This window comes from uncultured Winogradskyella sp., assembly GCF_947501905.1.
In the GTDB taxonomy this organism is placed as follows: Bacteria; Bacteroidota; Bacteroidia; order Flavobacteriales; family Flavobacteriaceae; genus Winogradskyella.
On the sequence record NZ_CANMXL010000001.1, the window covers coordinates 81837 to 103394 of the forward strand.

Annotated in this window: 27 protein-coding genes and 1 tRNA gene; 20 read left to right on the plus strand and 8 right to left on the minus strand. The window is 31.3% G+C overall.

Going from position 1 to position 21558, the window contains the following annotated elements; genetic code table 11:
• The first annotated feature begins 63 nt into the window (after window positions 1-63).
• The 4 genes from Q0770_RS00350 (at window position 64) to Q0770_RS00365 (ending at window position 3409) form a co-directional block, all read left to right on the plus strand.
• Complete coding sequence (locus tag Q0770_RS00350; RefSeq protein ID WP_299112865.1) at window positions 64-402, plus strand: DUF6249 domain-containing protein; 339 nt, start codon at window positions 64-66, stop codon at window positions 400-402.
• 129 nt (window positions 403-531) lie between these two features.
• The gene (locus Q0770_RS00355) at window positions 532-1521 is read left to right on the plus strand and encodes a hypothetical protein (RefSeq protein WP_299112867.1); all 990 of its coding nucleotides are present in this window, start codon (window positions 532-534) and stop codon (window positions 1519-1521) included.
• 195 nt (window positions 1522-1716) lie between these two features.
• Window positions 1717-2232, plus strand: coding sequence for a hypothetical protein (locus tag Q0770_RS00360; RefSeq protein ID WP_299112869.1), 516 nt, complete (start codon window positions 1717-1719; stop codon window positions 2230-2232).
• Between the two features lie 10 nt (window positions 2233-2242).
• Window positions 2243-3409 carry an MFS transporter gene (locus Q0770_RS00365; protein ID WP_299112871.1) on the plus strand — a complete coding sequence of 389 codons (1167 nt, stop codon included), beginning with the start codon at window positions 2243-2245 and terminating at the stop codon, window positions 3407-3409.
• Here the strand turns inward: Q0770_RS00365 and Q0770_RS00370 are convergent.
• Window positions 3406-4092 carry a M15 family metallopeptidase gene (locus tag Q0770_RS00370; RefSeq protein WP_299112873.1) on the minus strand — a complete coding sequence of 229 codons (687 nt, stop codon included), beginning with the start codon at window positions 4090-4092 and terminating at the stop codon, window positions 3406-3408. The two genes, Q0770_RS00365 and Q0770_RS00370, sit on opposite strands and share 4 nt — an antisense overlap.
• Before the next feature lie 26 nt (window positions 4093-4118).
• Here Q0770_RS00370 and Q0770_RS00375 point away from each other — a divergent pair, with 26 nt between their 5' ends.
• From Q0770_RS00375 to Q0770_RS00420, 10 genes are all read left to right on the plus strand, one after another.
• Entirely contained in the window at window positions 4119-4724 is a 606-nt protein-coding gene (locus tag Q0770_RS00375; protein WP_299112875.1) for an alpha-ketoglutarate-dependent dioxygenase AlkB, read from the plus strand.
• 358 nt (window positions 4725-5082) lie between these two features.
• Entirely contained in the window at window positions 5083-6012 is a 930-nt protein-coding gene (locus tag Q0770_RS00380) for an alpha/beta hydrolase (RefSeq protein ID WP_299112877.1), read from the plus strand.
• A gap of 298 nt (window positions 6013-6310) precedes the next feature.
• Entirely contained in the window at window positions 6311-7171 is an 861-nt protein-coding gene (locus Q0770_RS00385; RefSeq protein WP_299112879.1) for an SPFH domain-containing protein, read from the plus strand.
• 1 nt (window position 7172) lies between these two features.
• Window positions 7173-7355 (plus strand): hypothetical protein, encoded by a 183-nt coding sequence (locus Q0770_RS00390; RefSeq protein ID WP_299112881.1) that lies wholly within the window; start codon window positions 7173-7175, stop codon window positions 7353-7355.
• 2 nt (window positions 7356-7357) lie between these two features.
• On the plus strand, window positions 7358-7516 hold the full coding sequence (locus Q0770_RS00395) for a DUF4177 domain-containing protein (RefSeq protein ID WP_299112883.1): 159 nt from the start codon (window positions 7358-7360) through the stop codon (window positions 7514-7516).
• A gap of 3 nt (window positions 7517-7519) precedes the next feature.
• Complete coding sequence (locus Q0770_RS00400; protein ID WP_299112885.1) at window positions 7520-8020, plus strand: DUF1648 domain-containing protein; 501 nt, start codon at window positions 7520-7522, stop codon at window positions 8018-8020.
• Window positions 8021-8022: 2 nt separating this feature from the next.
• Window positions 8023-8190 carry an Arc family DNA binding domain-containing protein gene (locus Q0770_RS00405; protein ID WP_299112886.1) on the plus strand — a complete coding sequence of 56 codons (168 nt, stop codon included), beginning with the start codon at window positions 8023-8025 and terminating at the stop codon, window positions 8188-8190.
• A 549-nt stretch (window positions 8191-8739) separates the two neighbouring features.
• Complete coding sequence (locus Q0770_RS00410) at window positions 8740-9999, plus strand: DUF819 domain-containing protein (protein ID WP_299114044.1); 1260 nt, start codon at window positions 8740-8742, stop codon at window positions 9997-9999.
• Window positions 10000-10051: 52 nt separating this feature from the next.
• Window positions 10052-10774, plus strand: a complete 723-nt coding sequence (locus Q0770_RS00415; RefSeq protein WP_299112888.1) for a DUF4369 domain-containing protein — start codon at window positions 10052-10054, stop codon at window positions 10772-10774.
• A gap of 93 nt (window positions 10775-10867) precedes the next feature.
• The gene (locus Q0770_RS00420; protein ID WP_299112890.1) at window positions 10868-11647 is read left to right on the plus strand and encodes a hypothetical protein; all 780 of its coding nucleotides are present in this window, start codon (window positions 10868-10870) and stop codon (window positions 11645-11647) included.
• Between the two features lie 198 nt (window positions 11648-11845).
• Here Q0770_RS00420 and Q0770_RS00425 read toward each other — a convergent pair.
• From Q0770_RS00425 to Q0770_RS00450, 6 genes are all read right to left on the minus strand, one after another.
• Window positions 11846-11919, minus strand: a tRNA-Thr gene (locus Q0770_RS00425).
• A 49-nt stretch (window positions 11920-11968) separates the two neighbouring features.
• Window positions 11969-12238, minus strand: a complete 270-nt coding sequence (locus tag Q0770_RS00430) for a hypothetical protein (protein ID WP_299112892.1) — start codon at window positions 12236-12238, stop codon at window positions 11969-11971.
• Window positions 12239-12309: 71 nt separating this feature from the next.
• Window positions 12310-13281, minus strand: coding sequence for a type I phosphomannose isomerase catalytic subunit (locus Q0770_RS00435; protein WP_299112894.1), 972 nt, complete (start codon window positions 13279-13281; stop codon window positions 12310-12312).
• Window positions 13282-13692, minus strand: a complete 411-nt coding sequence (locus Q0770_RS00440) for a 6-carboxytetrahydropterin synthase (protein WP_299112896.1) — start codon at window positions 13690-13692, stop codon at window positions 13282-13284.
• Window positions 13689-14213, minus strand: a complete 525-nt coding sequence (gene idi / locus Q0770_RS00445; RefSeq protein ID WP_299112898.1) for an isopentenyl-diphosphate Delta-isomerase — start codon at window positions 14211-14213, stop codon at window positions 13689-13691. Before idi ends, Q0770_RS00440 begins: the two co-directional genes overlap by 4 nt.
• A 65-nt stretch (window positions 14214-14278) precedes the next feature.
• Window positions 14279-15208 carry a type IX secretion system membrane protein PorP/SprF gene (locus Q0770_RS00450; protein ID WP_299112900.1) on the minus strand — a complete coding sequence of 310 codons (930 nt, stop codon included), beginning with the start codon at window positions 15206-15208 and terminating at the stop codon, window positions 14279-14281.
• A 578-nt stretch (window positions 15209-15786) separates the two neighbouring features.
• Here Q0770_RS00450 and Q0770_RS00455 point away from each other — a divergent pair.
• The 6 genes from Q0770_RS00455 (at window position 15787) to Q0770_RS00480 (ending at window position 20906) form a co-directional block, all read left to right on the plus strand.
• Window positions 15787-16137 carry a fructose 1,6-bisphosphatase gene (locus Q0770_RS00455; protein ID WP_299112902.1) on the plus strand — a complete coding sequence of 117 codons (351 nt, stop codon included), beginning with the start codon at window positions 15787-15789 and terminating at the stop codon, window positions 16135-16137.
• A gap of 6 nt (window positions 16138-16143) precedes the next feature.
• Window positions 16144-16950: a cell envelope biogenesis protein OmpA gene (locus Q0770_RS00460; protein ID WP_299112904.1), complete on the plus strand. Its 807-nt coding sequence runs from the start codon at window positions 16144-16146 to the stop codon at window positions 16948-16950.
• Entirely contained in the window at window positions 16950-17429 is a 480-nt protein-coding gene (locus tag Q0770_RS00465) for a Rab family GTPase (RefSeq protein WP_299112906.1), read from the plus strand. Before Q0770_RS00460 ends, Q0770_RS00465 begins: the two co-directional genes overlap by 1 nt.
• Window positions 17426-18910 (plus strand): ATP-binding protein, encoded by a 1485-nt coding sequence (locus Q0770_RS00470; RefSeq protein WP_299112908.1) that lies wholly within the window; start codon window positions 17426-17428, stop codon window positions 18908-18910. The genes Q0770_RS00465 and Q0770_RS00470 overlap by 4 nt, the downstream gene beginning before the upstream one ends.
• A gap of 30 nt (window positions 18911-18940) precedes the next feature.
• Complete coding sequence (locus Q0770_RS00475) at window positions 18941-20530, plus strand: peptide chain release factor 3 (protein WP_299112910.1); 1590 nt, start codon at window positions 18941-18943, stop codon at window positions 20528-20530.
• 136 nt (window positions 20531-20666) lie between these two features.
• Window positions 20667-20906 (plus strand): (4Fe-4S)-binding protein, encoded by a 240-nt coding sequence (locus tag Q0770_RS00480; protein WP_299112912.1) that lies wholly within the window; start codon window positions 20667-20669, stop codon window positions 20904-20906.
• 116 nt (window positions 20907-21022) lie between these two features.
• Here the strand turns inward: Q0770_RS00480 and Q0770_RS00485 are convergent, their stop codons facing one another.
• Complete coding sequence (locus Q0770_RS00485) at window positions 21023-21340, minus strand: DUF3467 domain-containing protein (protein ID WP_299112914.1); 318 nt, start codon at window positions 21338-21340, stop codon at window positions 21023-21025.
• Window positions 21341-21558: the final 218 nt, after the last annotated feature.

Consider the following 21558-nt stretch of genomic DNA (forward strand, 5'->3'; position numbering starts at 1 on the left):
AAATAAAAAACTTGTCGTCATAAGCTGTGAACAAATAAAAATAATCAATTAAAAAAACACATTATGGAAGTAGCAGTTTTAGCAATAATTTTTGGATCAATATTTGGGGTATTCTACCTCTATTTTTCATCTCGCAACAAAGAGCGTTTAGCACTTATCGAAAAAGGTGCAGATGCTAGTATCTTTAACATAGGAAAAAGAACAGGATCTTCTTGGAAGGTTATAGTTATAAACTTAGCATTTCTTTCTATGGGTATAGGTCTTGGTGTTTTTATTGCTAATGTATTAGATACATACTCTAACCTAGATAATGATGCTGTATACCCAGCAATGATATTCTTAATGGCTGGTGTTGGTCTTTATGTAGGATTTACGCAGACCAGAAAAGCTTTAGACGAGTAACAATCAATCAACCCAATTAAAAAGCCGTTATCATAATTATTGATAACGGCTTTTTTTGAGTCTAAATCTGAAATATCAGTTAAAACATTTTAAACCTCGATTATCGAGCAAAAAATGTATCTTTAATTCATGCTGAAAACACTTAACCTTATTATTTTTGTTACGCTAACACTACAAAGTATAGCTCAAATTTCTATTAAAGATTCTGAATCTAAGCTTCCTGTATCTTACGCTTCTATATCTTTTGGTAATGGCAATGGTATTGTGGCTGATGATGAAGGTATTTTTGTTTTTACAAAAAAACTGTATCCAGATATAGACTCGCTTTTTATTTCTGCATTAGGCTATAAAGACTTAGTACTTTCATCAGAAAAAATAAAGCCTCAGCTCTTTTTACAACCTCAAGCCGATGAACTAGATGAAGTTGTAATTGGTGTACAACTAGATAAAACCAAAAACAAGAAATACAAAACCGAAAGCCTAAAACCTTATCTCGATGATGATTATTACAAATGCTGGCTACCTACTATAGAATCAGAGATTGCTGTATATTTTCCCAATCAGGATAATAAACTAAAACGTATTGCGAAAATAAAATTCCCTATAGCTTTAGAGTCTAAAGATTGGAAAAACCGAAAACGCTCAAATAAAGTAAAGAAGCGTTTTTCGACCTTATTTAAGGTTAATATATACGAAAATATAGATGGTACACCTGGTAAAAACCTAAATATGGAAACTATTGTTTTTAGAGCTACCGAAAAGGATGGTGATTACCATGAATTGGATATTACAGAGCAAAATATATTAGTACCAGAAAACGGCATTTTTATATCGTTGCAAGTTTTAGGGTATACTGATGAAAATGGTAAATTATTACCTAATAAAAAGTATAAAGAAATTAAAGGTCGGAACGGCATGGTCAAAATCCCGACAAATTTTAGACCTCTCCTACCATTTACAGATAAAATTGAAACTAATAGAACGTTTGTAAAACGCGTCTTTATCAATGGTAATGATTGGCAAGCTTTTAAACAGGGTAATGGTTTTAAATCTACGCTACTGAAAAGAGGTCTTAATAATTATGGTATTGGCATAGATTTACATGTTTTTAAAAACTAAGCTAACTAGGATATGAAAGATAAAACAGGTTTAATAATTGCATTAGTTGGAATCATAATGCTAGCAGGAATAATTATTTACTAAGCTAAAACAGAAGAGTCAGTAACTTATTTAATTCCTATTGCGCTTCTGGTAAATCTTTTCGGTGTTTTTATTCATCTAAAACGAAATAAAAAGTAATCATTTACCCCTTTTATGGATATAACCAGTCATTGTAAAATTTGTAATCATCAGAAAATTGATTTCAAAGTAGGTACACTCTGCAGCATTACAGATAAAAAACCAGATTTTCATAATAGATGTATAAAAGCAGACTTTAGTGAAAAATTAGAAACAAAAATTGAGCAAATTAATGTTGAATATGAGAAAGTAAGAAAAACAAGGTTACTTGTATATGCCAATTTTATAATTTTCTTATCAGTAGCCTTTGCTGTGATACTTGCTGGGTTTTATTTAGCAAAGTATCTTTTAAAATTCAATGCCATATCTTCTGTTCCGTTTATAATCTCTTTAGTTGGTGTCTTATTTGTTCTACCTATTGCCATAGGCCCCTTAAACTCATATCTAAATGATTTAAAACTTGCCAAACAAAGAAAGAATGAGTTAGACCAGGTTCTTGAAATATATAATATTAACTATGATATAAATATAGAATTTGGAAAAGCATATCATGGAACTCAAGATGTTTATGTAGACTTAAAAGTCAATTAAATTTTAAAAATTGAATTTACCAAAGCATATACTACCCATAATTATTTTTTCACAATTTTGCTGTACATCGCTTTGGTTTGCTGGTAATGCTATAATCAAAGATTTATCCCAAAGTTTTGATTTACAAGATTATGCATTAGGTCAATTAACATCTGCTGTTCAGCTTGGATTTATTATCGGGACATTAATATTAGCTTTACTAACTGTAACTGATAGATTTTCAGCTTCTAAAGTGTTTTTTTACTCAGCTCTTACAGCTGGATTAATAAACTTAACGTGCTTATTAGAAAGTAATAACATTTATTCTTTGCTAAGTATTCGTTTTGCTACTGGCTTTTTCCTTGGAGGCATTTATCCTGTTGGAATGAAAATAGCTTCAGATTATTTTGAAAAAGGCTTAGGCAAATCACTAAGTTATTTAGTTGGTGCTTTGGTTTTGGGCACTGCTTTTCCACATATACTAAAAGCTGAAATAATTGTTATTAGTTGGAAATCCGTAGTTCTTGCAACTTCATGCTTGTCGATTTTAGGTGGTCTTTTAGTTTTAATATATGTTCCAAACGGTCCATATTACAAAAAAGCTTCACATTTTGACAGTAGTAAAATTTTTAAAGTATTTAAAAATAAAGCTTTTAAATCGGCAGCGTTTGGATACTTTGGGCACATGTGGGAGCTTTACACATTTTGGGCTTTTGTTCCTTTGTTACTTCAAAAGTATTCTAAAATGCATAATGACCTTAACTTCAATATTCCGCTATTATCATTCATAATAATTGGCATTGGTGCTTTGGGTTGTGTTATTGGAGGAAAATTGTCGTTTACTTACGGTACAAAACGCATTGCAGTAACTGCGCTACTTATTTCAGGTATTTGCTGTCTGTTTTCGCCCTTATTGTTTATGATTGACTCAAAATTAATCTTCTTCATTATTTTAACTATATGGGGAATGGCAGTTATCGCCGATTCTCCACTATTCTCTACATTAGTAGCTCAACACACAAAGCCTGACTCAAAAGGGACTGCTTTAACTATTGTAAATTGTATTGGTTTTACTATAACTATAATTAGCATTTTAGTCTTTAACAAGCTTGTTGAAGTTTATAATCCACAATTTTTATTTGTAATCTTAGGAATTGGACCATTATTTGGATTGTATCACTTAAGAAAAACGAATTAATCTACAATCTCAAAATCAAAAAAAGTATTTGTAAATGGCTCTCCTCGCAGTGTAAAGTGCCACCACTCTTTTGGGTAATTTCTAAAACCGTGCTTTTGCATTACGGCTTGTAGTAATTGACGATTTTGCTTTTGTTCATCCGTAATATTTTGGTAATCGACCCAAGATGGTTCACCAAAGAAATCATAAGGACTTCCCATATCTAAAGGTATTCCTGTTTTGCCACTAACAATAGTTAAATCAACTGTACTACCGCGACTATGCCCAGACTTACTAGCGATATAGCCTTCTCTAAATAAGTGACGCTTATTTACATTAGGATAAAACTCTGCCTTCTTTAATGTATCATTAACCTCTCTTGCCCAACGCACAAAATGATTGACTGCGCGTTGCGGACGGTAACCGTCATATATCTTAAGACATAGATTTTGTTTTTGCAATTCGTCTTGTACTAGTTTTAAATGCTTAGCAGAAGCTTTTGTAAGATAAAGTGTATTTGATTTATAACCATCTATAGTATCACCAACAAAATTATTAATTGAATAATAACGTAACTCAATATTTAAATCTGGAATAACTTTAGACACGTTTATAAAACTATCTGGGATACTGTTTTTTTGTTGCATACCGTACAAACAGAATACAATTAACAATAGAATTACGCTATTTTTGTAAAGCTTCATTGTAGCTAATTTAGATAAAATTATTTATGAATTTATTTTCTGAAGAAAAACAAGAGTTTCATTTACCAGATGCACATTTGGTATATATCAAAAACTGTTTTTCAAAATCAGAAGCTGATGTATATTTTAATTCATTATTAAAAAACACCAATTGGCAAGAAGATGATATCACTGTATTTGGTAAAACCTATAAGCAACCTAGACTAACAGCACTTTATAGTAATACTGGCACATCTTATTCATATTCAAGTGTAACAATGCATTCTGAAGCTTTTCCTGAAGAAATTTTAGTAATAAAACAGCATGTAGAAGTTCTAGCACAACATAAATTTAATACCGTTTTACTAAATTTATATAGAAACGGGAACGACAGTAATGGCTGGCATGCAGATAACGAAAAAGAATTGGGTAAACATCCAATAATTGCATCTGTAACTTTTGGAGAAGAAAGACCTTTTCATTTTAAGCACAGGATACTTAAAGACGAACGTCATAAGATAATGCTTGAGCATGGAAGCCTTTTAATTATGAAAGGCGCTATGCAAGAACATTGGTTGCACCAAATAGCAAAGACAAAGAAAGACATTGGAGAACGAATTAACCTAACATTTAGAAACTTGGTAAGTATATAAAAATAAAAAGTCGAGATCCCTCAATCTCGACTTTTCTAATTTGCTTTGATTTTATGCCGGTAGATTCGGGATTCCTAAGCCAACAACATAATGCAAATATTTAATTAATTAATCCATTGAACTAAAAACTAATTTAGTACATAACAAATATAAAAGTGTATTTTGATTACAACGATTAAAAACTATATTTATCGATGAAATACACTAAATTTTAACATTTATCCGTTAAAAACACTATTTTACCGTTGAAATGCATCATGATGAACACTATAAATTCAAATAAGCATGGTATAAAATTTGCTAAAAGCCTATTATAAAATTTTAAAATTAACTTTGCGTTATAAAAGAAACACTTCGTATGAAAACGATTTTATATACACTACTATTATTTATTTCAACCACAGTTTTTACTCAAGAAAAAACTTATGTAGAAGAAGAAATTAGTATTACAGATTTAATAGATGGAAGTTTAGTAATACCTAAGAACACAGCAAAACCAGCTTTAGCAATTATAATTGCCGGTTCCGGGCCTACAAACCGAAATGGTAATCAAAATTTTTTAAAAAGTAATAATCTAAAAAAACTTGCTAATCAATTAGCCAATAACAACATTGCCTCTTTTAGATATGATAAACGTATTGTGAAACAAATAAAACGCGGAAAGGTTAATGTAAAAGAAATGCGTTTTGAAGATTTTGTCAATGATGCAAAATCAGTGATTAGTTATTTTAAAGAAAAGAATCAGTTTTCAAAAATCTATGTAATTGGTCATAGTCAAGGAAGTTTGGTAGGTATGCTAGCTTCAGAAGATAATATTGATGGTTTTATATCACTTGCTGGCGCCGGGCAAAATATCGGTGACGTTATTGTAGATCAAATCAATAATACGGCAAGACAGTTTGTAGAAGATACTAAGCGTGTGGTTAAAGCTTTAAAATCTGGAAAGACCACTACAGACTTCCCTCCAGCTCTTGGGGCTATGTTTAATATGGAAACGCAACCATTTATGATTTCTTGGATGACCTATAATCCAACTGAAGTTATCGCTAACTTAAGCATGCCAGTACTTATAGTTAATGGCACAAAAGATTTACAAGTTTCAGTAGAAGAAGCAAAATTACTTGCTAAAGCAAATAATAAAGCTGAATTAAAGATTATAGAAAACATGAACCATGTGTTGTTTACTATAGAAGGCGACAAACTTGAAAATTCTAAATCTTACAATGAATCTTTTAGAGAGATTAATCCAGAACTTATCAATGAAATAATTAGTTTTATTAAACAGTAAGAACAAGTAACTTCACATAATATCTAAAATTAAAAAAGCCGTTTCTAAAAAGAAACGGCTTTTTTACTAACTAACCAACCAATCGTAATGAAAGCGTTTGTAGTATGTCGGTAACCAGCCGACTTCCGCATTAATCATTACACTTTAATATTAACAAATGCCGTGCCAAACTTTATCTTGAATAAAAAATAAATTCAGTGTAACAAAAAATATTATTTGGTTACTAATATTTTAAATTATATCTTTATGATATCATTTTAATATCAAAATAAATGATTAACCAATTAAATTTAAAATTATGAAAGAAGAAAAAATCATTGTTCCAGCTAATGGCTATTTTATGCTCTTTATATTCCTACTGTTGTTTTTTGGAAGCATTGCAACAATTATCGCCCTTCAAACGCCTTGGCCAGGTATTACTATTTTCTTATCACTAATAATGGCTTTTGGCTTTGTAATGGTGCAACCTAATGGTTCTCGTGTGTTATTATTATTCGGAAAGTATGTAGGTACAATAAAAAAGAACGGCTACTACTGGGTAAATCCTTTTTATACCAAAAAGAAAATATCATTACGTGCTAGTAATTTTGATAGTGAACGCTTAAAGGTAAATGACAAATTAGGAAACCCAGTTATGATTAGCACCATATTGGTTTGGCGAGTTCAAAACACCTATAAAGCTGCTTTTGATGTAGATAACTATGAAAATTTTGTACGAGTACAAACCGATGCTGCTGTACGTAAGTTAGCTAGTATGTATCCATACGATAATTTTGCTGACGAAGGTCATGATGAAGACATTACACTTCGCTCTAGTGTTAACGAAGTGAGTAACGCATTAGAAAAAGAAATAGACGAGCGTCTTTCTATTGCAGGTATTGAAGTGTTAGAAGCACGTATCGGCTATCTAGCTTATGCCCAAGAAATTGCAAACGCTATGCTTAAGCGTCAACAAGCTACAGCTATTGTTGCAGCAAGACACAAAATTGTAGAAGGTGCCGTAAGCATGGTAGAAATGGCTATTGAAGAATTAAACAAAAATGACGTTGTGGACTTAGATGAAGAGCGCAAAGCGGCTATGGTTAGTAATCTTATGGTTGTACTGTGCGGTGATAAAGATGCATCCCCAGTAGTTAACACAGGAACTTTAAGTCATTAGTATGAATAAGAATCAAATATACAGTATCGCTATTGGTAGTGCCATGGGCACAAGCATTGGCACTACCATAGGAGCTGTGACTGGTAACATCCCTATGAGCTTGGTTTATGGTTCATTAATAGGTATTATAATAGGTGTTGTACTTGCTTTAGTAATATTTAAAGACCATAAAAAAGAAGATTAAACATGAAAGAATATAAAGTTATACATCCAAAACTTGGATTAAAAAACAGAATGCAGAAATACGAAGATATATTGAATCAATATGCAAGAGAAGGCTGGGAAGTAAAACATATTGTACCAAACTCAGCAATGGTGATTCTAGAGCGCGATAAAAACAGATAAGACGTGAAAAACGACAGGCCAAAAATAAAAGTTCCCTTTGAAACATTAGATATTGTAATAGAACTAGCTAGTATTGCGATTATAATTCTGATGTGGTCTCATATTATTATTGAATATGGAAACCTACCAGATAGTATTCCATCACATTTCAATGCATCAGGAGAACCTGATGGCTATAGCAAAAAACTATTTCTTTGGTTTTTACCAAGTCTCGCAACAGTAATGTATTTAGGTATGTTAGCACTTAGTAAATTTCCACACTTACACAATTACACAGTAAATATTACAGAAGAAAATGCTTTAAAACAATACCGTTTTAGCACAAGAGTTTTACGTATCGTTAATTTTTTATGTACTTTATTGTTTGCCTACATTAGTTACAAAATTATAGTTGGAGCTCAACAGAGCTCTTCAAGTCTGGGTATCGGATTTCCATTTATAGTTGTTGGTGCATGTTTACTATTGGTAGTCGTAATAATTATATATCAAAAAAAGAATAAATAGTCATGGCAAAGAAAAAGGCATTTGCATTACGGATTAATGAAGACATGCTAAAGGCTATTGAAAAATGGGCTGCGGACGAGTTTCGCAGTACTAATGGTCAAATAGAATGGATGCTAATGCAATACCTCAAGGAACATAAACGCCAACCCAAACAAAAAAACAAAGAGTGACTTTTACAGTCACTTTTTTTGTATTTCTATTTTTGTATTTTGCTTACATAAATTTCAAATATGAAAACATTACTCAAAAATTGCCTTTTTTTTCTTTCATTAATATTTATATCTAATGCCAGTTTTGGTCAAGAATTAACAATAGAGACTGTTAATGAAAACAGTGCAAGAAAATTTGAAATACCAATCTACTTGAATAAAGTCTCTTTTGATAAATTCGAAATTGAACTCACTACTTTAGATTCAATAGCAAAATTTAAAGATGTAAATATTAAAAACTACAAAGACAACTTCTCTATAGAATTTGACAACTACACTTCTGTAGTTAAATTCAAAGCAAAAAATAATCTATCAATAGATTCTGAAATAATATTCAATATTGAAATTAAGGCTGATGAAAGTTTTGTAGATAAGAGTATTATAGAAGTTAAAAAGGCTAATTTTTATAATGATAACCAGAAGCTAGATGTAAAAATTATAAATAAAAAGTCCACAGCTATTGTAAAAGCTCCTTTATTTACAAAAGACACTATAGTTTTTGGATTATTAATGCTTGCACTTGGAATAGTCTTCTTTTCTGAATCTTTAAAAAATGGCTTTTGGTCCAAGTTTTATAAAATAGTTCCTGGGCTTTTTGTTGCATATATGTTGCCTGCTGTACTCACAACTTCAGGTTTAATCGCTCCAGAATGGGAAACTATTTCTGATGACAAGAAAATAATCAAACACGGTACTGATCTATATTATATGGCAAGTAGATACTTATTACCTGCCGCTCTTGTTTTAATGACCTTGAGTATAGACCTAAAAGCTGTTTTTAATTTAGGGTGGAAAGCTTTAGTTATGTTTTTTACAGGAACCATAGGCATTATTATTGGTGGACCAATAGCTATATTGTTGATTGCTACTTTTTCTCCCGAGACTGTTGGTGGCATAGGCGTTGATGCCGTATGGCGTGGCTTATCTACACTAGCTGGTAGTTGGATTGGCGGTGGTGCTAACCAAACAGCAATGCTTGAGATATACCAATACAATCCAAAATCTTATGGCGCTATGGTATTTGTAGATATTGTGGTTGCTAATATTTGGATGGCTATAATCCTAATAGGAATTGGAAAACGAAACCGAATTAATAAATGGCTAAAAGCCGACACATCTTCTATTGAAGAATTAAAGGAAAAAGTATCGAGTTTTTCCGAGAGTGTAAAACGAAACCCATCATTAACGGACATTATGATTATTGCTGCACTAGCATTTGGTGCTGTGAGTATTGCACATTTATCTTCAGATTATTTAGCACCATATTTTGATACACTTGTAAGTGGAATAGAAAGTCCAACAACAAGAAATATATTTACATTTTTAGGGTCAAAATTCTTTTGGATGATTAGTATTGCTACACTAATTGCTATAGCATTGTCATACACAAAAGCCAAAAATTACGAAGGTGCTGGCGCAAGTAAATTTGGCAGCGTATTTATTTATATTCTTGTGGCAACTATTGGTATGAAAATGGACTTAAGTTTAATTTTTGATAACGCTGGACTTATACTTATTGGTATCGTATGGATGACCATACATGCACTGTTACTTATTGGGGTTGCAAAACTTATTAAAGCGCCTTACTTTTTCTTAGCGGTAGGTAGCCAAGCCAATGTTGGTGGTGCAGCTTCTGCACCTATTGTGGCATCGGCTTTTCATCCGTCGTTAGCAACTGTTGGTGTTCTTTTGGCTGTATTTGGTTATGCCGTAGGGACCATTGCAGCTATTGGCTGTACAATTTTAATGCAAATAGCCGCTGGCGGTTAGCATTTGTAAAATGAATATTAGATATTTGCCAAGCAAAAATTAAAACAGAGACATGACCAAATTTCAGAATCTACTATTTACTATTGTAATTACATCTTTATTTTTTTCATGCGGAAAAGACAACGAAGCAAATTTCACTTTAACAGGCTCTATAAAAGACCTTAAAAAAGGTGTTGTCTATCTTCAAAAAGATGGAGATTCTATGATAATAGATTTGGACTCTGTCTCAATTAAAGGAGAACCAAATTTCACACTCCAAACAACTATTGAAGAACCTGTTTTACTTTATTTAAAACTAGATAAGAATGACGGTCAAGATTATTTTATCCCATTCTTTGCCGATAAAGGGGTGACTGAAATAAATACCTCATTAAAAAACTTTAATTCTGATTCTAAAATTACAGGTTCCAAGCAACAAGCGCTATTAGAAGATTATTTAAAATTAATGTCAGATTTTAATGATAACAATTTAGATCTTATAAAAGCTAATTATGAGGCTATGAAGCAAAATGACACTATAACATCAGATTCTTTAGTAAAGCGTTCTCAGCGTCTCTTAAAGCTTAAATATGCTTCTACAATAAACTTTGCATTAAACAATAAAGACAGTGAAGTAGCACCTTATTTGGCTCTTTACGAAATACCTAACACAAGTGTAAAGTACCTTGATAGCATTTATAACAATCTCACCGATAACATAAAGCAATCCTACTACGGTAAGACTTTAGGGAGTGTACTTGAGGATTATAAAAAAACTCAGGATAGTCTTAAATAAAATGTTCATTATTTGGTCGGAACATCCACTTGGCTTTTCATTTTTAAAAGTCTAACTTCGTTTAACGGTCGTTAGGTATAATTAGAAAAACATATGATAAAAGATTTCCTAATTTCATTTAAAGATAATTTCAAAGAAAAAACACGTAATCCTTTTTTAGGCACTTATTTAATTGTTTGGATAATCAGAAATTGGTTACTTGTTTACACACTATTTAATTTTGATAAAATCCACAATCTAGATTTTAAGGTAAATTTTATTAAAACATACTATTCTGAAAATGATTTCATCACAAACCTACTAACGAACATTTTATGGTCTCTTGGACTATTAATCTTGACATATGTTTTATTGAATGTTTCAAGATTTATTATTAATCTATCAGAAAAACAAATAACCCCTTGGATATATAAGATTACTGATAGTAAATCAATCGTATTGAAAGAAGAATATGATAGATTAAAACAAGAGAAAAATCTTATTGAAAATAAACTAGAAGATGAAAGAGAGAATAGAGTAAAACTTTTAAATGAGATATCTAGGTTGGAAAACCGTATTGATGAATTATCATTAGATAATTTAGAAGAACCCCAAGTGACTTCAATTGAAAAGGGAAATAGTCAAAAAAGTAATATTGAAATCTATCAAGAAAGATTGAAAAAGAAAGATTATACAGATAAGTTTGTTGAATTCGCTCTGCAAGGAGAAAAAAGTAGTGTTTGGTTTTCAAAAAATAATGAGCCTGAACATATTAAATATTTTTTCAAAATTGGACTTATAGAAGTTAGTAATACTATGCAGAGAGAAATATCCTACAAATTAACCAGTAATGGAAGAAAAGTTTTTGAAGTATTAAGGTTAATTGAAAATTAGAAACTATGCCTAACAACGTGTATAATTAATAAGATTGGATTTCCTCTCGGAAATTCAATCTTATTAATTATCTTTCGGTTACGGCGGAAAAATCATAGCTGATTTTCCGCAACTAGCATACACAAAACCGTTAAACGAAAATTTAAAACTTTAGATACAAAAAACTCCAATCAATTACGATTGGAGTTTTTAATTAAGAGCCGATGGAGGGACTCGAACCCACGACCTGCTGATTACAAATCAGCTGCTCTAGCCAGCTGAGCTACATCGGCAAAAACAGAGCGCAAATTTAAATTAGAAATTTAAATCTGCAAATCAATTTTATTTTAATTTGTTAATTTTTTCGATTAATGCTCTTCCTTTGTCTTCAAGCTCAGTATTAATTGCTTTGAAGTGTGCCTTTTTGTTTTCTGCACTACGGTCATTTACTTTAGTAATTAACTCGTCAAAAGTAGCTATAGCTTCATCGATAATTGCATCACTTTCTTTTGTTGGTTTTTCAGCATTTGCCAGCTCCCAAACATAAACCGCCTCAATAATATCTCCTAAAACGTAGTTTATGTCTTTCTTTAAATCTCTTTTATTTGCCATGATAATTTATTTATGGGACAAAAGTAATAAATCCTTGTAATCTATAATCGTTTTTTTGAAATAAGATAGGCTTAAACGTAGACCTCTAATACTTCGGCATGTGCCGCCTTTAAAGTGTAGTTTTTTATTGCTGCAGGAAGCAATAATGTTTCGCCTTCTTTAATAGTTTCGGAGCCATTAGAGGTGATTAATTCTGCTTGACCATCCACGCAGATATATATGACAAAGGAATCGAAATCATTTTCCTTTTCTAATTCCGAATCAATTTGAATATAATTGGTTGTAAAGTATTGACAACTGACCATTTTGTTAGATTGATTTTTGGTTTTGCTATATGCTACTCTAAAGTCATCTTTCATATTAAAATCTATGGCGTCAATTGCCAAATCGTTATGCAATTCTCGCTCATTGCCTTGGTCATCTACGCGATCCCAATCGTAAACACGATACGTTATATCACTTGTTTGCTGTATTTCTGCTAACATCACTCCTGCGCCAATAGCATGTACACGACCTACTTCTATAAAATAGGTATCTCCTTTTTTAACTTTATCAAAGTTTAATATGTCTGTAAGGGTTTTATCTTCTAGATGCTGAAGGTATTTTTCTGGCGTCACTTTTTGGTTGAATCCTACTATAAGATTTGAATCTTCATCGGATTGCATCACATGCCACATTTCGGTTTTACCAAATGAGTTATGGCGTTCAGCGGCTAATTTATCATCAGGATGCAACTGAATACTTAAATCTTGCTTAGCATCAATAAACTTTATGAGTAATGGAAACTTATCTCCAAATTGCTCATAATTCTTTTCTCCTACTAAATTAGAATGGTAATCTTTTAAAAGGTCTTTTAAAGACTGTCCTTTTAATGCGCCATTAATTACAACAGATATATCGCCTTCTACATCACTTATCTCCCAACTCTCTCCTACTTGAGTAGAATTTGAAGCTTTGTTAAGGTATTTTGAAAGTTTCTCTCCTCCCCAAATTTTATCTTTTAAAATGGGATTGAACTTTAATGGATATAATGGTTTTTGCATTTACTGGCCTGAATATTTTACAAAGTTACGAGGGGTCTCGTAAAGCGTAACTTCTAAATCAAATTTAGCATCTAATTTAGCCTTTAATTTGTTATAAATAACTACAACAATGTTTTCTGCTGTTGGATTTAAGTCTTGAAATTCTGGAACTTCCAGGTTTAAATTTTTATGATCAAAGGCATCTTCTACCTCGGACTTAATAATATCTTTTAGAATCTTTACATCAATAACATAGCCCGTTTCTGGATCTATCTCTCCTGTTACACTAGCGATTAACTCATAATTATGTCCATGAAAGTTAGGGTTATTGCATTTACCAAAAACAGCATCGTTTTTTTCAAAACTCCAATCTTTTCGATACAAACGGTGCGCAGCATTAAAATGTGCTCTTCTGCATACGGTTACTTTCATTTGGTAATATTAATGTGTTCGTAAAACTTCTCAAATATAATCTTGAACCAAGCGGTATATTCCTGAGGATTCTTTTTCATATCTGCCTTAACATCTTCTAAAGGCATCCATTTCCAAGCTGCTACTTCATCTGTATTAATAACGGGAGTATCTTGGTAATAACCTATCATAATATGGTCTAATTCATGCTCTGTTAAACCATTATCAAAAGGTGCTTTGTATATAAAAGATGTCGTCTCTTCAAGAGAGGTAACAAAGCCCATCTCTTCTTGCAAACGTCTTGTACCTGCTTCTATATTAGTCTCACCATCTCTCTGATGACTACAACAAGTATTTGTCCATAATCCTGGCGAATGGTATTTGTGTAAAGCACGTTGCTGCAACATTAATTCGTTTTTGTTATTAAACACAAAAACAGAAAAAGCACGATGCAATACCGCTTTCTCATGAGCTTCTAATTTAGGCATTAATCCTATTTGCTCATCAAACTCATTAACTAAGATGACTTGTTCTTCATTCATAAAAACAAAATTACAATCAAATGTTAAGAAAATTTATAATGATATCATAAATAAATCACGTTATTTTAGAAAAAACGTGGCGATATAATTTTACCAATCTTTTTAATTTCAAATCTTAAAATTATCTCGTGCGTACCACTGTTGTAGTTATTTATACCAGAAGTTGTTAAATCATAACCGTAGCCAATATACATCTGATCAGAAATCTGAAATCCTGCTAAACCTGCAATAGAATCATCCCAGCGCCATGCTAAGCCTACTGTTAACTTATCATTTAATAATGCATTGGCAGATAAATCAATAATATAGGGTGCTCCAGAAACAGCTTTAACCAAAAAAGATGGTTTTAACTTAACATTACTATTCAAATCAAAAACATAACCTCCTGTAAAAAAAAAGTGCAAACGCTCTGTAGCTAGTGATTCTTCAAAGTCATCATAATGCTCTGTAGTTAAAAAATTTGGAGCAGAAAATCCTAAATACCAATCACGACTACTTAAATATAAACCTGTACCTAATATTAATGCATTTTGACTAATGTTTTGGTTAAATAGTACATCTTCATCTTGAAACTGCCCCTTACTCCAATCCGTACTTATATTATGCCAACCTGCCTTAATCCCAAACGATAATTTTGTGTTATTATCATTAATTGGTATTGTGTATGAAAAGTTAGCGTCTATAAAAGATTCTCTAGCTGGCCCCAGAGCATCACTTACTACATTTAAACCAATTGCTAGCCTTTCGTTACGTAAAGGAGAATGTATTCCTAAAGATTGAGTTTGTGGTGCTCCATCAATACCTACCCACTGTGTTCGATGAAGACCAACTATACTTAATGTTTCTCTTTGTCCTGCATATGCAGGATTTATACTCAAAGTATTGTACATATAGTGTGTATACTGAGGGTCTTGTTGTCCATAACTAAATGTTGATATTAGCGTAAGAACTACAACTATGCTAATTAATGATGGTTTACCTATCGTATTTTTCATTTGTATACAAAACTAAATATTATAATATCCAATGCCATAAACTATATTGTCCATCTATTATTAATTTCTAATATGCTGTTAGTATATTGATTAGTACAAATTATAAGAAATGTTTTATTGGATTCCATAATCATTAGTAGAAAGTTCGTTAAATATACTCAATCATCTACAATTTTTAATAAAAGAAGATTACGTATAAATACTTAGTTTATGTTTTAGAAAAATCAACAACAATTACATTAAAAATAGAATAAAAAATAAAACCCAACGCTTTTATAAATAACTCCCATTTATTTATAATTTTCGTTGGGTTAATTAGTCCATTTTTGACATAATGTTATATCAAATTTACGCTTGTTATATTTTTTATAATTATTTAGATTTTTATGAATTTCATTTTTATAGATAAAATCCCATTTTTATCGACAAAATCTATTTTATGCTCAAGAACAATAATGAATAGTAATTTTTTGCAAAAAGATTACTTTGAGAGATTAAAGCAAAGGCTGATTATAATTTTTAAAAATTATATCTTTTAGACCATTGTTTTATATATTGCATATTAAATTATTTACGAGATGAAAGCGAAAGTAAACGGCAAAACACCTAAGGAAGAAACTCTTGAAACATCTAAGATAGATGCTATTAAGAATATTATTTTTGGCGAAAATATCAGTTCTTACAATAAGGAGTTTGAGACTATAAAAAATGATATTGCTAATAAAAAAGAAGAATTGCTTGATCTTATTAGTGAAACAAGAAAAGAGTTAGAAACTGCAATAGACACTCTTGGCAGTGATATAAACATTAGAATTACTGAGCTAGATGATAAGCTTGAAGAAAAGGTAGGCACATTAAATGACACCTTAGTAAACAAGAAATCTTTAAGTGACTTATTTATAAAATTGGGTAATAAACTAAATGACTAATCCACTGTGCATCAAGGTGAAGAAACAAAAATAGATTTATTAAAAAATCTTCTTCTCAATGATGACAGATTAGAAATTAATGCACTAAAGTTAAAAATAAAACATCTTGAAGATTTACTGGAGAGCAAAAAACAGCTTTCTAAAAAAGTAGACCCAATAATAGATAAAAAATTAGACGCTTACACTGAAGAAATACCTATTGCTCTTGGACCAGTAATTACTGAGTCATTAAAAAATGAAATTGAAAACTCCAAAGACCAGGTTGTAGATGCACTTTATCCTATCATTGGTAAAATGATTAAAAAATACATTCAGAAAGAGTTTCAAATCTTATCAGAAAAAATAAATTCCCAAATAAAAAAGCGTTTTTCTTTTATGGGTTTCTTCAGAACCGCCAAATCTAAATTTACAGGCGTAGAGGAAGATCAATTAATACTTAACCAAATAGGAGAAACAGAAATTCAAGAGATTTATATTATTGAGAAAAACTCTGGCATACTTAAAGGAAATTACTCTATTACAAAGACAATTGATAAAGACGTTTTATCTGGTATGTTAACTGCCATAAAAAGTTTTGTAGAAGATGCCTTTAAAACTGGCAATGATAATTTAGAGTCTATAGAATATGGCTTATACAACATTCATATTCAGAATTTTAAAACATATTATATCGCTGTTGTAGTCCATGGCGTTTTTGATGCAAACTATCAACAGAAACTAAAAGACAAGCTATTGAATTTCTCAAAAAAACACTATAAAGCTACAGCTTCAAATTCTAAACTTTCTAATGCTCTAAAAACTAGTTTTTCTTAATGTCAAATTCAAAAAAAATAGTGCTGTTAGGGCATTTTGGAGTTGGTAAAACATCAGTAATGCGTAAGTATGTTACCGACGAATTTAGCTCTGATTATAAAGTTACTATTGGTGTGCATATTTTAAAGAAAGATGTTGAAGATATATCATTAATTCTTTGGGATATTGAAGGTACAAAAGATATTAACCGTATTAACAAATCTTATTTGCTTGGTGCGCATAGCTTTATAATCACTTACGATATTACACGTCCTTCTACATTTCAAAACTTAGAGAGTCAGATAACTGGATTAAAAAAAGATTTTCCAAACGCATTAATTAAAGTCATAGGCAACAAAGTAGACTTACTTGAAAAAACAGCAATACAAGAAGATAGAGACAAACAAATAGTATCTATTACCGACTATTTAACGAGTGCTAAAACTGGAGAGAATATTGAAACTTTGTTTCTTAGTATTGCGTCAGAACTATCAAAATGAACACTTTAAAACAACTTAGGTCATTATACTTAGAGGAGAACACGCAGTTTATCCTTACAAGTAATGATGGTAAAATTCTAGAAAGTGATCATGTTTTGTTTCTTGCAGAATCAGGTAAAAATATTGAAGAAATTCACTTATTTTTTACTCATATTTTTGACTCAATTGAAGAAGGAAGCATTCATTTTTCTTGTGTTCATTTTAATATAGAAGACAAAAAACTTATATGCGATATTACCATAAAAAAGATTATAGATTCTGATGACTTTTTAATCATAATCTCGGATTTTTCAAAACACTATAATTCATTTCATAGCTTAACGCAATCAAGGAATGAGACAGCCATTAATGCAGAACTATTAGCGCAAGACAATCTTAATTTAAGCAGAAAGGAAGCAATAAAAAACAAATTTATTGCTAATTTTAATCATGAAATAGTTAGTCCTATTCAGAGCATACTCACCTTTACTGGAATGCTGAAAAAGACATCTTTAAGTACTACTCATAAAGAGTATCTTGATATATTGAGTAACTCATCTGATGTACTAAAATCGATGGCTAATGATATTTTTGATATATCGCTTATTGAAACCGGTAATCTTCAAATAAACAAAACACGATTTAGTTTAAAAAAACTTATTAATCTATTAAGTGCTGAATACTCAAAAAAATGCGCTGAAGTTGGACTTACATTTGTTACTGAGTATGATGCTGAAATGCCTACTTATGTGGTTAGTGATAAGTTTCGGATACAGCAAATTGTTAAAAACTTACTTAATAATGCTCTAAAATATTCTGATGCGGGAAGCATTTCTTTAGTGGTTAAACCTGTCTATAAAAGGGCACGGAAAATTACATTTTCTATCACTGTAAACGATACAGGTATTGGCATTCCTAAAGAACATCACGAAACTATTTTTAGAAGTTTCACTAGGTTAGAACAAAGTAAAAATACAATTGGCAATGGATTAGGTCTAACACTAGCTAAAGAATTAGCTGAGCTATTGGACTCCAAAATCACTTTAGAAAGTGAAGTCGGCAAAGGGTCTTCATTCTCAGTTACAGTTAGAGCAACTACTCCACTTACTGAACAAAAGAAAATCATTTCAGAAAGTAATTCTGAAAACAAAGAAATCTTATTGGTTGAAAACAACCCAAATGACCAATTAAGCATTTTTAAAATGATAGCGCAGCATAAACCTTACTTTTTAGATATTGCGCCTAATGGTGAGCAAGCTATTGAACTTTGCAAAAAGAAATCTTACGACCTTATTTTAATGGATTATAAAATGGATGGTCTTACCGGCCTGGAAACAGCTAAAGTTATTAATTCGAAAAATAAGACACCAATAGTTATTATAACTGGATTTAAAATCGATAAGAACACAGCCAAACTGTACAACGGTCATTACGACTCTATACTACACAAACCTTTTGATGAAGAAAGCTTAATTGAGCATATAGAATTGCACATAAAATAACTACTTTTGCCTTCCATTTTTATATGATCTATGAGCTTTTTGTCTGAAATAGAACGTCGACGTACGTTTGGTATTATATCTCACCCAGATGCGGGTAAAACTACACTTACAGAAAAACTATTATTATTTGGTGGCGCCATACAAGAGGCTGGAGCAGTCAAGAGTAATAAAATAAAAAAGGGTGCAACAAGTGACTTTATGGAAATTGAACGCCAAAGAGGTATATCTGTAGCAACTTCTGTATTAGCTTTTGAATATAATGGTATTAAGATAAATATCTTGGATACTCCTGGACATAAGGACTTTGCTGAAGACACCTTTAGAACATTAACCGCTGTAGATAGTGTTATTGTTGTTATCGATGTCGCAAAAGGTGTTGAGGAACAAACAGAAAAATTGGTAGAGGTCTGTCGCATGCGCAACATACCTATGATAGTTTTTATAAACAAACTAGATCGCGAAGGTAAAGATGCTTTTGATTTGTTGGATGAGGTAGAGCAAAAGCTGGGTCTAAAAGTTTGTCCTTTAAGTTTCCCGATTGGTATGGGTTACGATTTTAAAGGTATATATAATATATGGGAAAAGAACGTAAACTTATTTACTGGGGATAGCAAAAAAGATATTGAAGATACCGTTGAAATTAGTGATTTGTCTTCACCAGAATTAAACAAATTAGTTGGAGAATCTCATGCTAATGATTTACGTGATAATATAGAATTGGTTAGTGGTATTTATCCAGAATTTGATAAGAAAAGCTATCTAAATGGCGAACAACAACCCGTGTTTTTTGGATCTGCATTAAATAATTTTGGTGTTAGAGAATTACTAGATTGTTTTGTTGACATTGCGCCCAAACCTAGGCCAAAACAAAGTGAAGAACGCCTGGTAAAACCTGAGGAAGATAAGTTTACTGGATTTGTATTTAAAATACATGCCAATATGGATCCTAATCATAGGAACCGACTTGCGTTTATAAAAATTGTATCTGGAGAATTTAAGCGCAATACACCATATTTACACGTAAGACATAACAAAAAACTAAAATTCTCTAGCCCAAATGCATTCTTTGCAGAAAAAAAGGAAATTGTTGACATCTCTTATCCTGGAGATATTGTAGGCTTACAGGATACTGGAAATTTTAAAATTGGAGACACTTTAACTGAAGGCGAAATACTTAATTACAAAGGTGTACCTAGCTTTTCACCAGAACATTTTAGATACATTAACAACGCTGACCCAATGAAGTCTAAGCAACTCTACAAAGGTATCGATCAACTTATGGATGAAGGTGTTGCTCAATTATTTACTCTTGATCTTAATGGTCGAAAAGTCATTGGTACGGTTGGTGCATTACAATATGAAGTAATTCAGTATCGACTAGAACATGAGTATGGTGCAAAATGCAGTTACGAAAATCTACATGTACATAAAGCGTGTTGGGTAGATGCAGAAGATGAAAAGAGTGAAGAATTTAAAGATTTTAAACGTGTAAAACAACGTTTCTTAGCCAAAGACAAAAGTGATCAATTGGTCTTTTTGGCAGACTCGATGTTTACGCTACAAATGACTGAGCAGAAATATCCGAGCATTAAATTTCATTATACTTCTGAGTTTAATTAAGAATATTGTAGTCGATTACAAAATTCACAATAATACGTTTTATCGAAAAAAAACAACATTTAATCGATTATTTTTATATATTAGAGCCATAAATTAAATTTTTAAGACAGATTATAACCCCAAAACTAATCTACTTATGGCTACTAACCCTAACGTTTTCAGTAACGATAAGATTACTGTAACCTACCAACCGCAATGCTGCGTTAATGCAGAACTTTGTGCAAGACAACTCTCCGAAGTGTTTAGGCACTCTGTAATACCTTGGATTGACTTAGATGGTGCAAAAACTAAGCGCATCGTAAAGCAAATACAGAAATGTCCATCTGGTGCCTTACAGTACCAACTTAACAATGACAAAACAAAAAAATCTGCATAATTCTATATTATAAAAACTATTCGAGTTATCAAATAGAAATTATTAAGCGATGGTTTATAATTAATTTAATAAATAGCATCAAAATTTATAAACATGAACAAATTTCAATAAAATATTTATGCTTGACCTGTTGGTCCAAAATTTATTGGTATTTGTGGCTGGTCATAATCTTTAATTGTACCATGTGCATTTTCGAAACGCTTTACATTTTCGCTTAAGGCTTTTACCAAACGTTTTGCATGCTGAGGTGTTAAGATAATTCGAGACTTAACTTTACTCTTTGGTGTCCCAGGCATAATATTTACAAAATCTACTACAAACTCAGAAACTGAGTGATTGATAATTGCTAGGTTAGAATATGTGCCTTGAGCTACTTGCTCATCTAATTCTATATTAATTTGTCCTTGCTTCGGTTGCTTTTTTTCGTCTGCCATTGAAAATTTATTTTTCACTTCCTACTTGATTGGAAGTCTTGCTTATTTAATTTTATTTGTAAATATACCCACTAGGTTATGAAAAACCTTGTCCTCGATACATTTTGTTTTATACAAAAAACAAAACACTCGAACTGACGGTTATTGGTAAAGAAAAAGCCTTCAAACTATAGTAAGAAGGCTTTAAATTATATTCTCATTATCTTGAGATAAGAGTC

What these genes read in the sequence shown, in the direction of transcription:
- Q0770_RS00350 (WP_299112865.1), top strand. Translation starts at nt 64, where the DNA reads ATGGAAGTAGCAGTTTTAGCAATAATTTTTGGATCAATATTTGGGGTA.
- Q0770_RS00375 (WP_299112875.1), top strand. Translation starts at nt 4,119, where the DNA reads ATGAATTTATTTTCTGAAGAAAAACAAGAGTTTCATTTACCAGATGCA.
- Q0770_RS00355 (WP_299112867.1), top strand. Translation starts at nt 532, where the DNA reads ATGCTGAAAACACTTAACCTTATTATTTTTGTTACGCTAACACTACAA.
- Q0770_RS00420 (WP_299112890.1), top strand. Translation starts at nt 10,868, where the DNA reads ATGATAAAAGATTTCCTAATTTCATTTAAAGATAATTTCAAAGAAAAA.
- Q0770_RS00455 (WP_299112902.1), top strand. Translation starts at nt 15,787, where the DNA reads ATGAAAGCGAAAGTAAACGGCAAAACACCTAAGGAAGAAACTCTTGAA.
- Q0770_RS00415 (WP_299112888.1), top strand. Translation starts at nt 10,052, where the DNA reads ATGACCAAATTTCAGAATCTACTATTTACTATTGTAATTACATCTTTA.
- Q0770_RS00465 (WP_299112906.1), top strand. Translation starts at nt 16,950, where the DNA reads ATGTCAAATTCAAAAAAAATAGTGCTGTTAGGGCATTTTGGAGTTGGT.
- Q0770_RS00370 (WP_299112873.1), bottom strand. Translation starts at nt 4,092, where the DNA reads ATGAAGCTTTACAAAAATAGCGTAATTCTATTGTTAATTGTATTCTGT.
- Q0770_RS00390 (WP_299112881.1), top strand. Translation starts at nt 7,173, where the DNA reads ATGAATAAGAATCAAATATACAGTATCGCTATTGGTAGTGCCATGGGC.
- Q0770_RS00470 (WP_299112908.1), top strand. Translation starts at nt 17,426, where the DNA reads ATGAACACTTTAAAACAACTTAGGTCATTATACTTAGAGGAGAACACG.
- Q0770_RS00485 (WP_299112914.1), bottom strand. Translation starts at nt 21,340, where the DNA reads ATGGCAGACGAAAAAAAGCAACCGAAGCAAGGACAAATTAATATAGAA.
- Q0770_RS00480 (WP_299112912.1), top strand. Translation starts at nt 20,667, where the DNA reads ATGGCTACTAACCCTAACGTTTTCAGTAACGATAAGATTACTGTAACC.
- Q0770_RS00380 (WP_299112877.1), top strand. Translation starts at nt 5,083, where the DNA reads ATGAAAACGATTTTATATACACTACTATTATTTATTTCAACCACAGTT.
- Q0770_RS00410 (WP_299114044.1), top strand. Translation starts at nt 8,740, where the DNA reads ATGCTTGCACTTGGAATAGTCTTCTTTTCTGAATCTTTAAAAAATGGC.
- Q0770_RS00430 (WP_299112892.1), bottom strand. Translation starts at nt 12,238, where the DNA reads ATGGCAAATAAAAGAGATTTAAAGAAAGACATAAACTACGTTTTAGGA.
- Q0770_RS00395 (WP_299112883.1), top strand. Translation starts at nt 7,358, where the DNA reads ATGAAAGAATATAAAGTTATACATCCAAAACTTGGATTAAAAAACAGA.
- Q0770_RS00405 (WP_299112886.1), top strand. Translation starts at nt 8,023, where the DNA reads ATGGCAAAGAAAAAGGCATTTGCATTACGGATTAATGAAGACATGCTA.
- Q0770_RS00385 (WP_299112879.1), top strand. Translation starts at nt 6,311, where the DNA reads ATGAAAGAAGAAAAAATCATTGTTCCAGCTAATGGCTATTTTATGCTC.
- idi (WP_299112898.1), bottom strand. Translation starts at nt 14,213, where the DNA reads ATGAATGAAGAACAAGTCATCTTAGTTAATGAGTTTGATGAGCAAATA.
- Q0770_RS00450 (WP_299112900.1), bottom strand. Translation starts at nt 15,208, where the DNA reads ATGAAAAATACGATAGGTAAACCATCATTAATTAGCATAGTTGTAGTT.
- Q0770_RS00435 (WP_299112894.1), bottom strand. Translation starts at nt 13,281, where the DNA reads ATGCAAAAACCATTATATCCATTAAAGTTCAATCCCATTTTAAAAGAT.
- Q0770_RS00475 (WP_299112910.1), top strand. Translation starts at nt 18,941, where the DNA reads ATGAGCTTTTTGTCTGAAATAGAACGTCGACGTACGTTTGGTATTATA.
- Q0770_RS00440 (WP_299112896.1), bottom strand. Translation starts at nt 13,692, where the DNA reads ATGAAAGTAACCGTATGCAGAAGAGCACATTTTAATGCTGCGCACCGT.
- Q0770_RS00360 (WP_299112869.1), top strand. Translation starts at nt 1,717, where the DNA reads ATGGATATAACCAGTCATTGTAAAATTTGTAATCATCAGAAAATTGAT.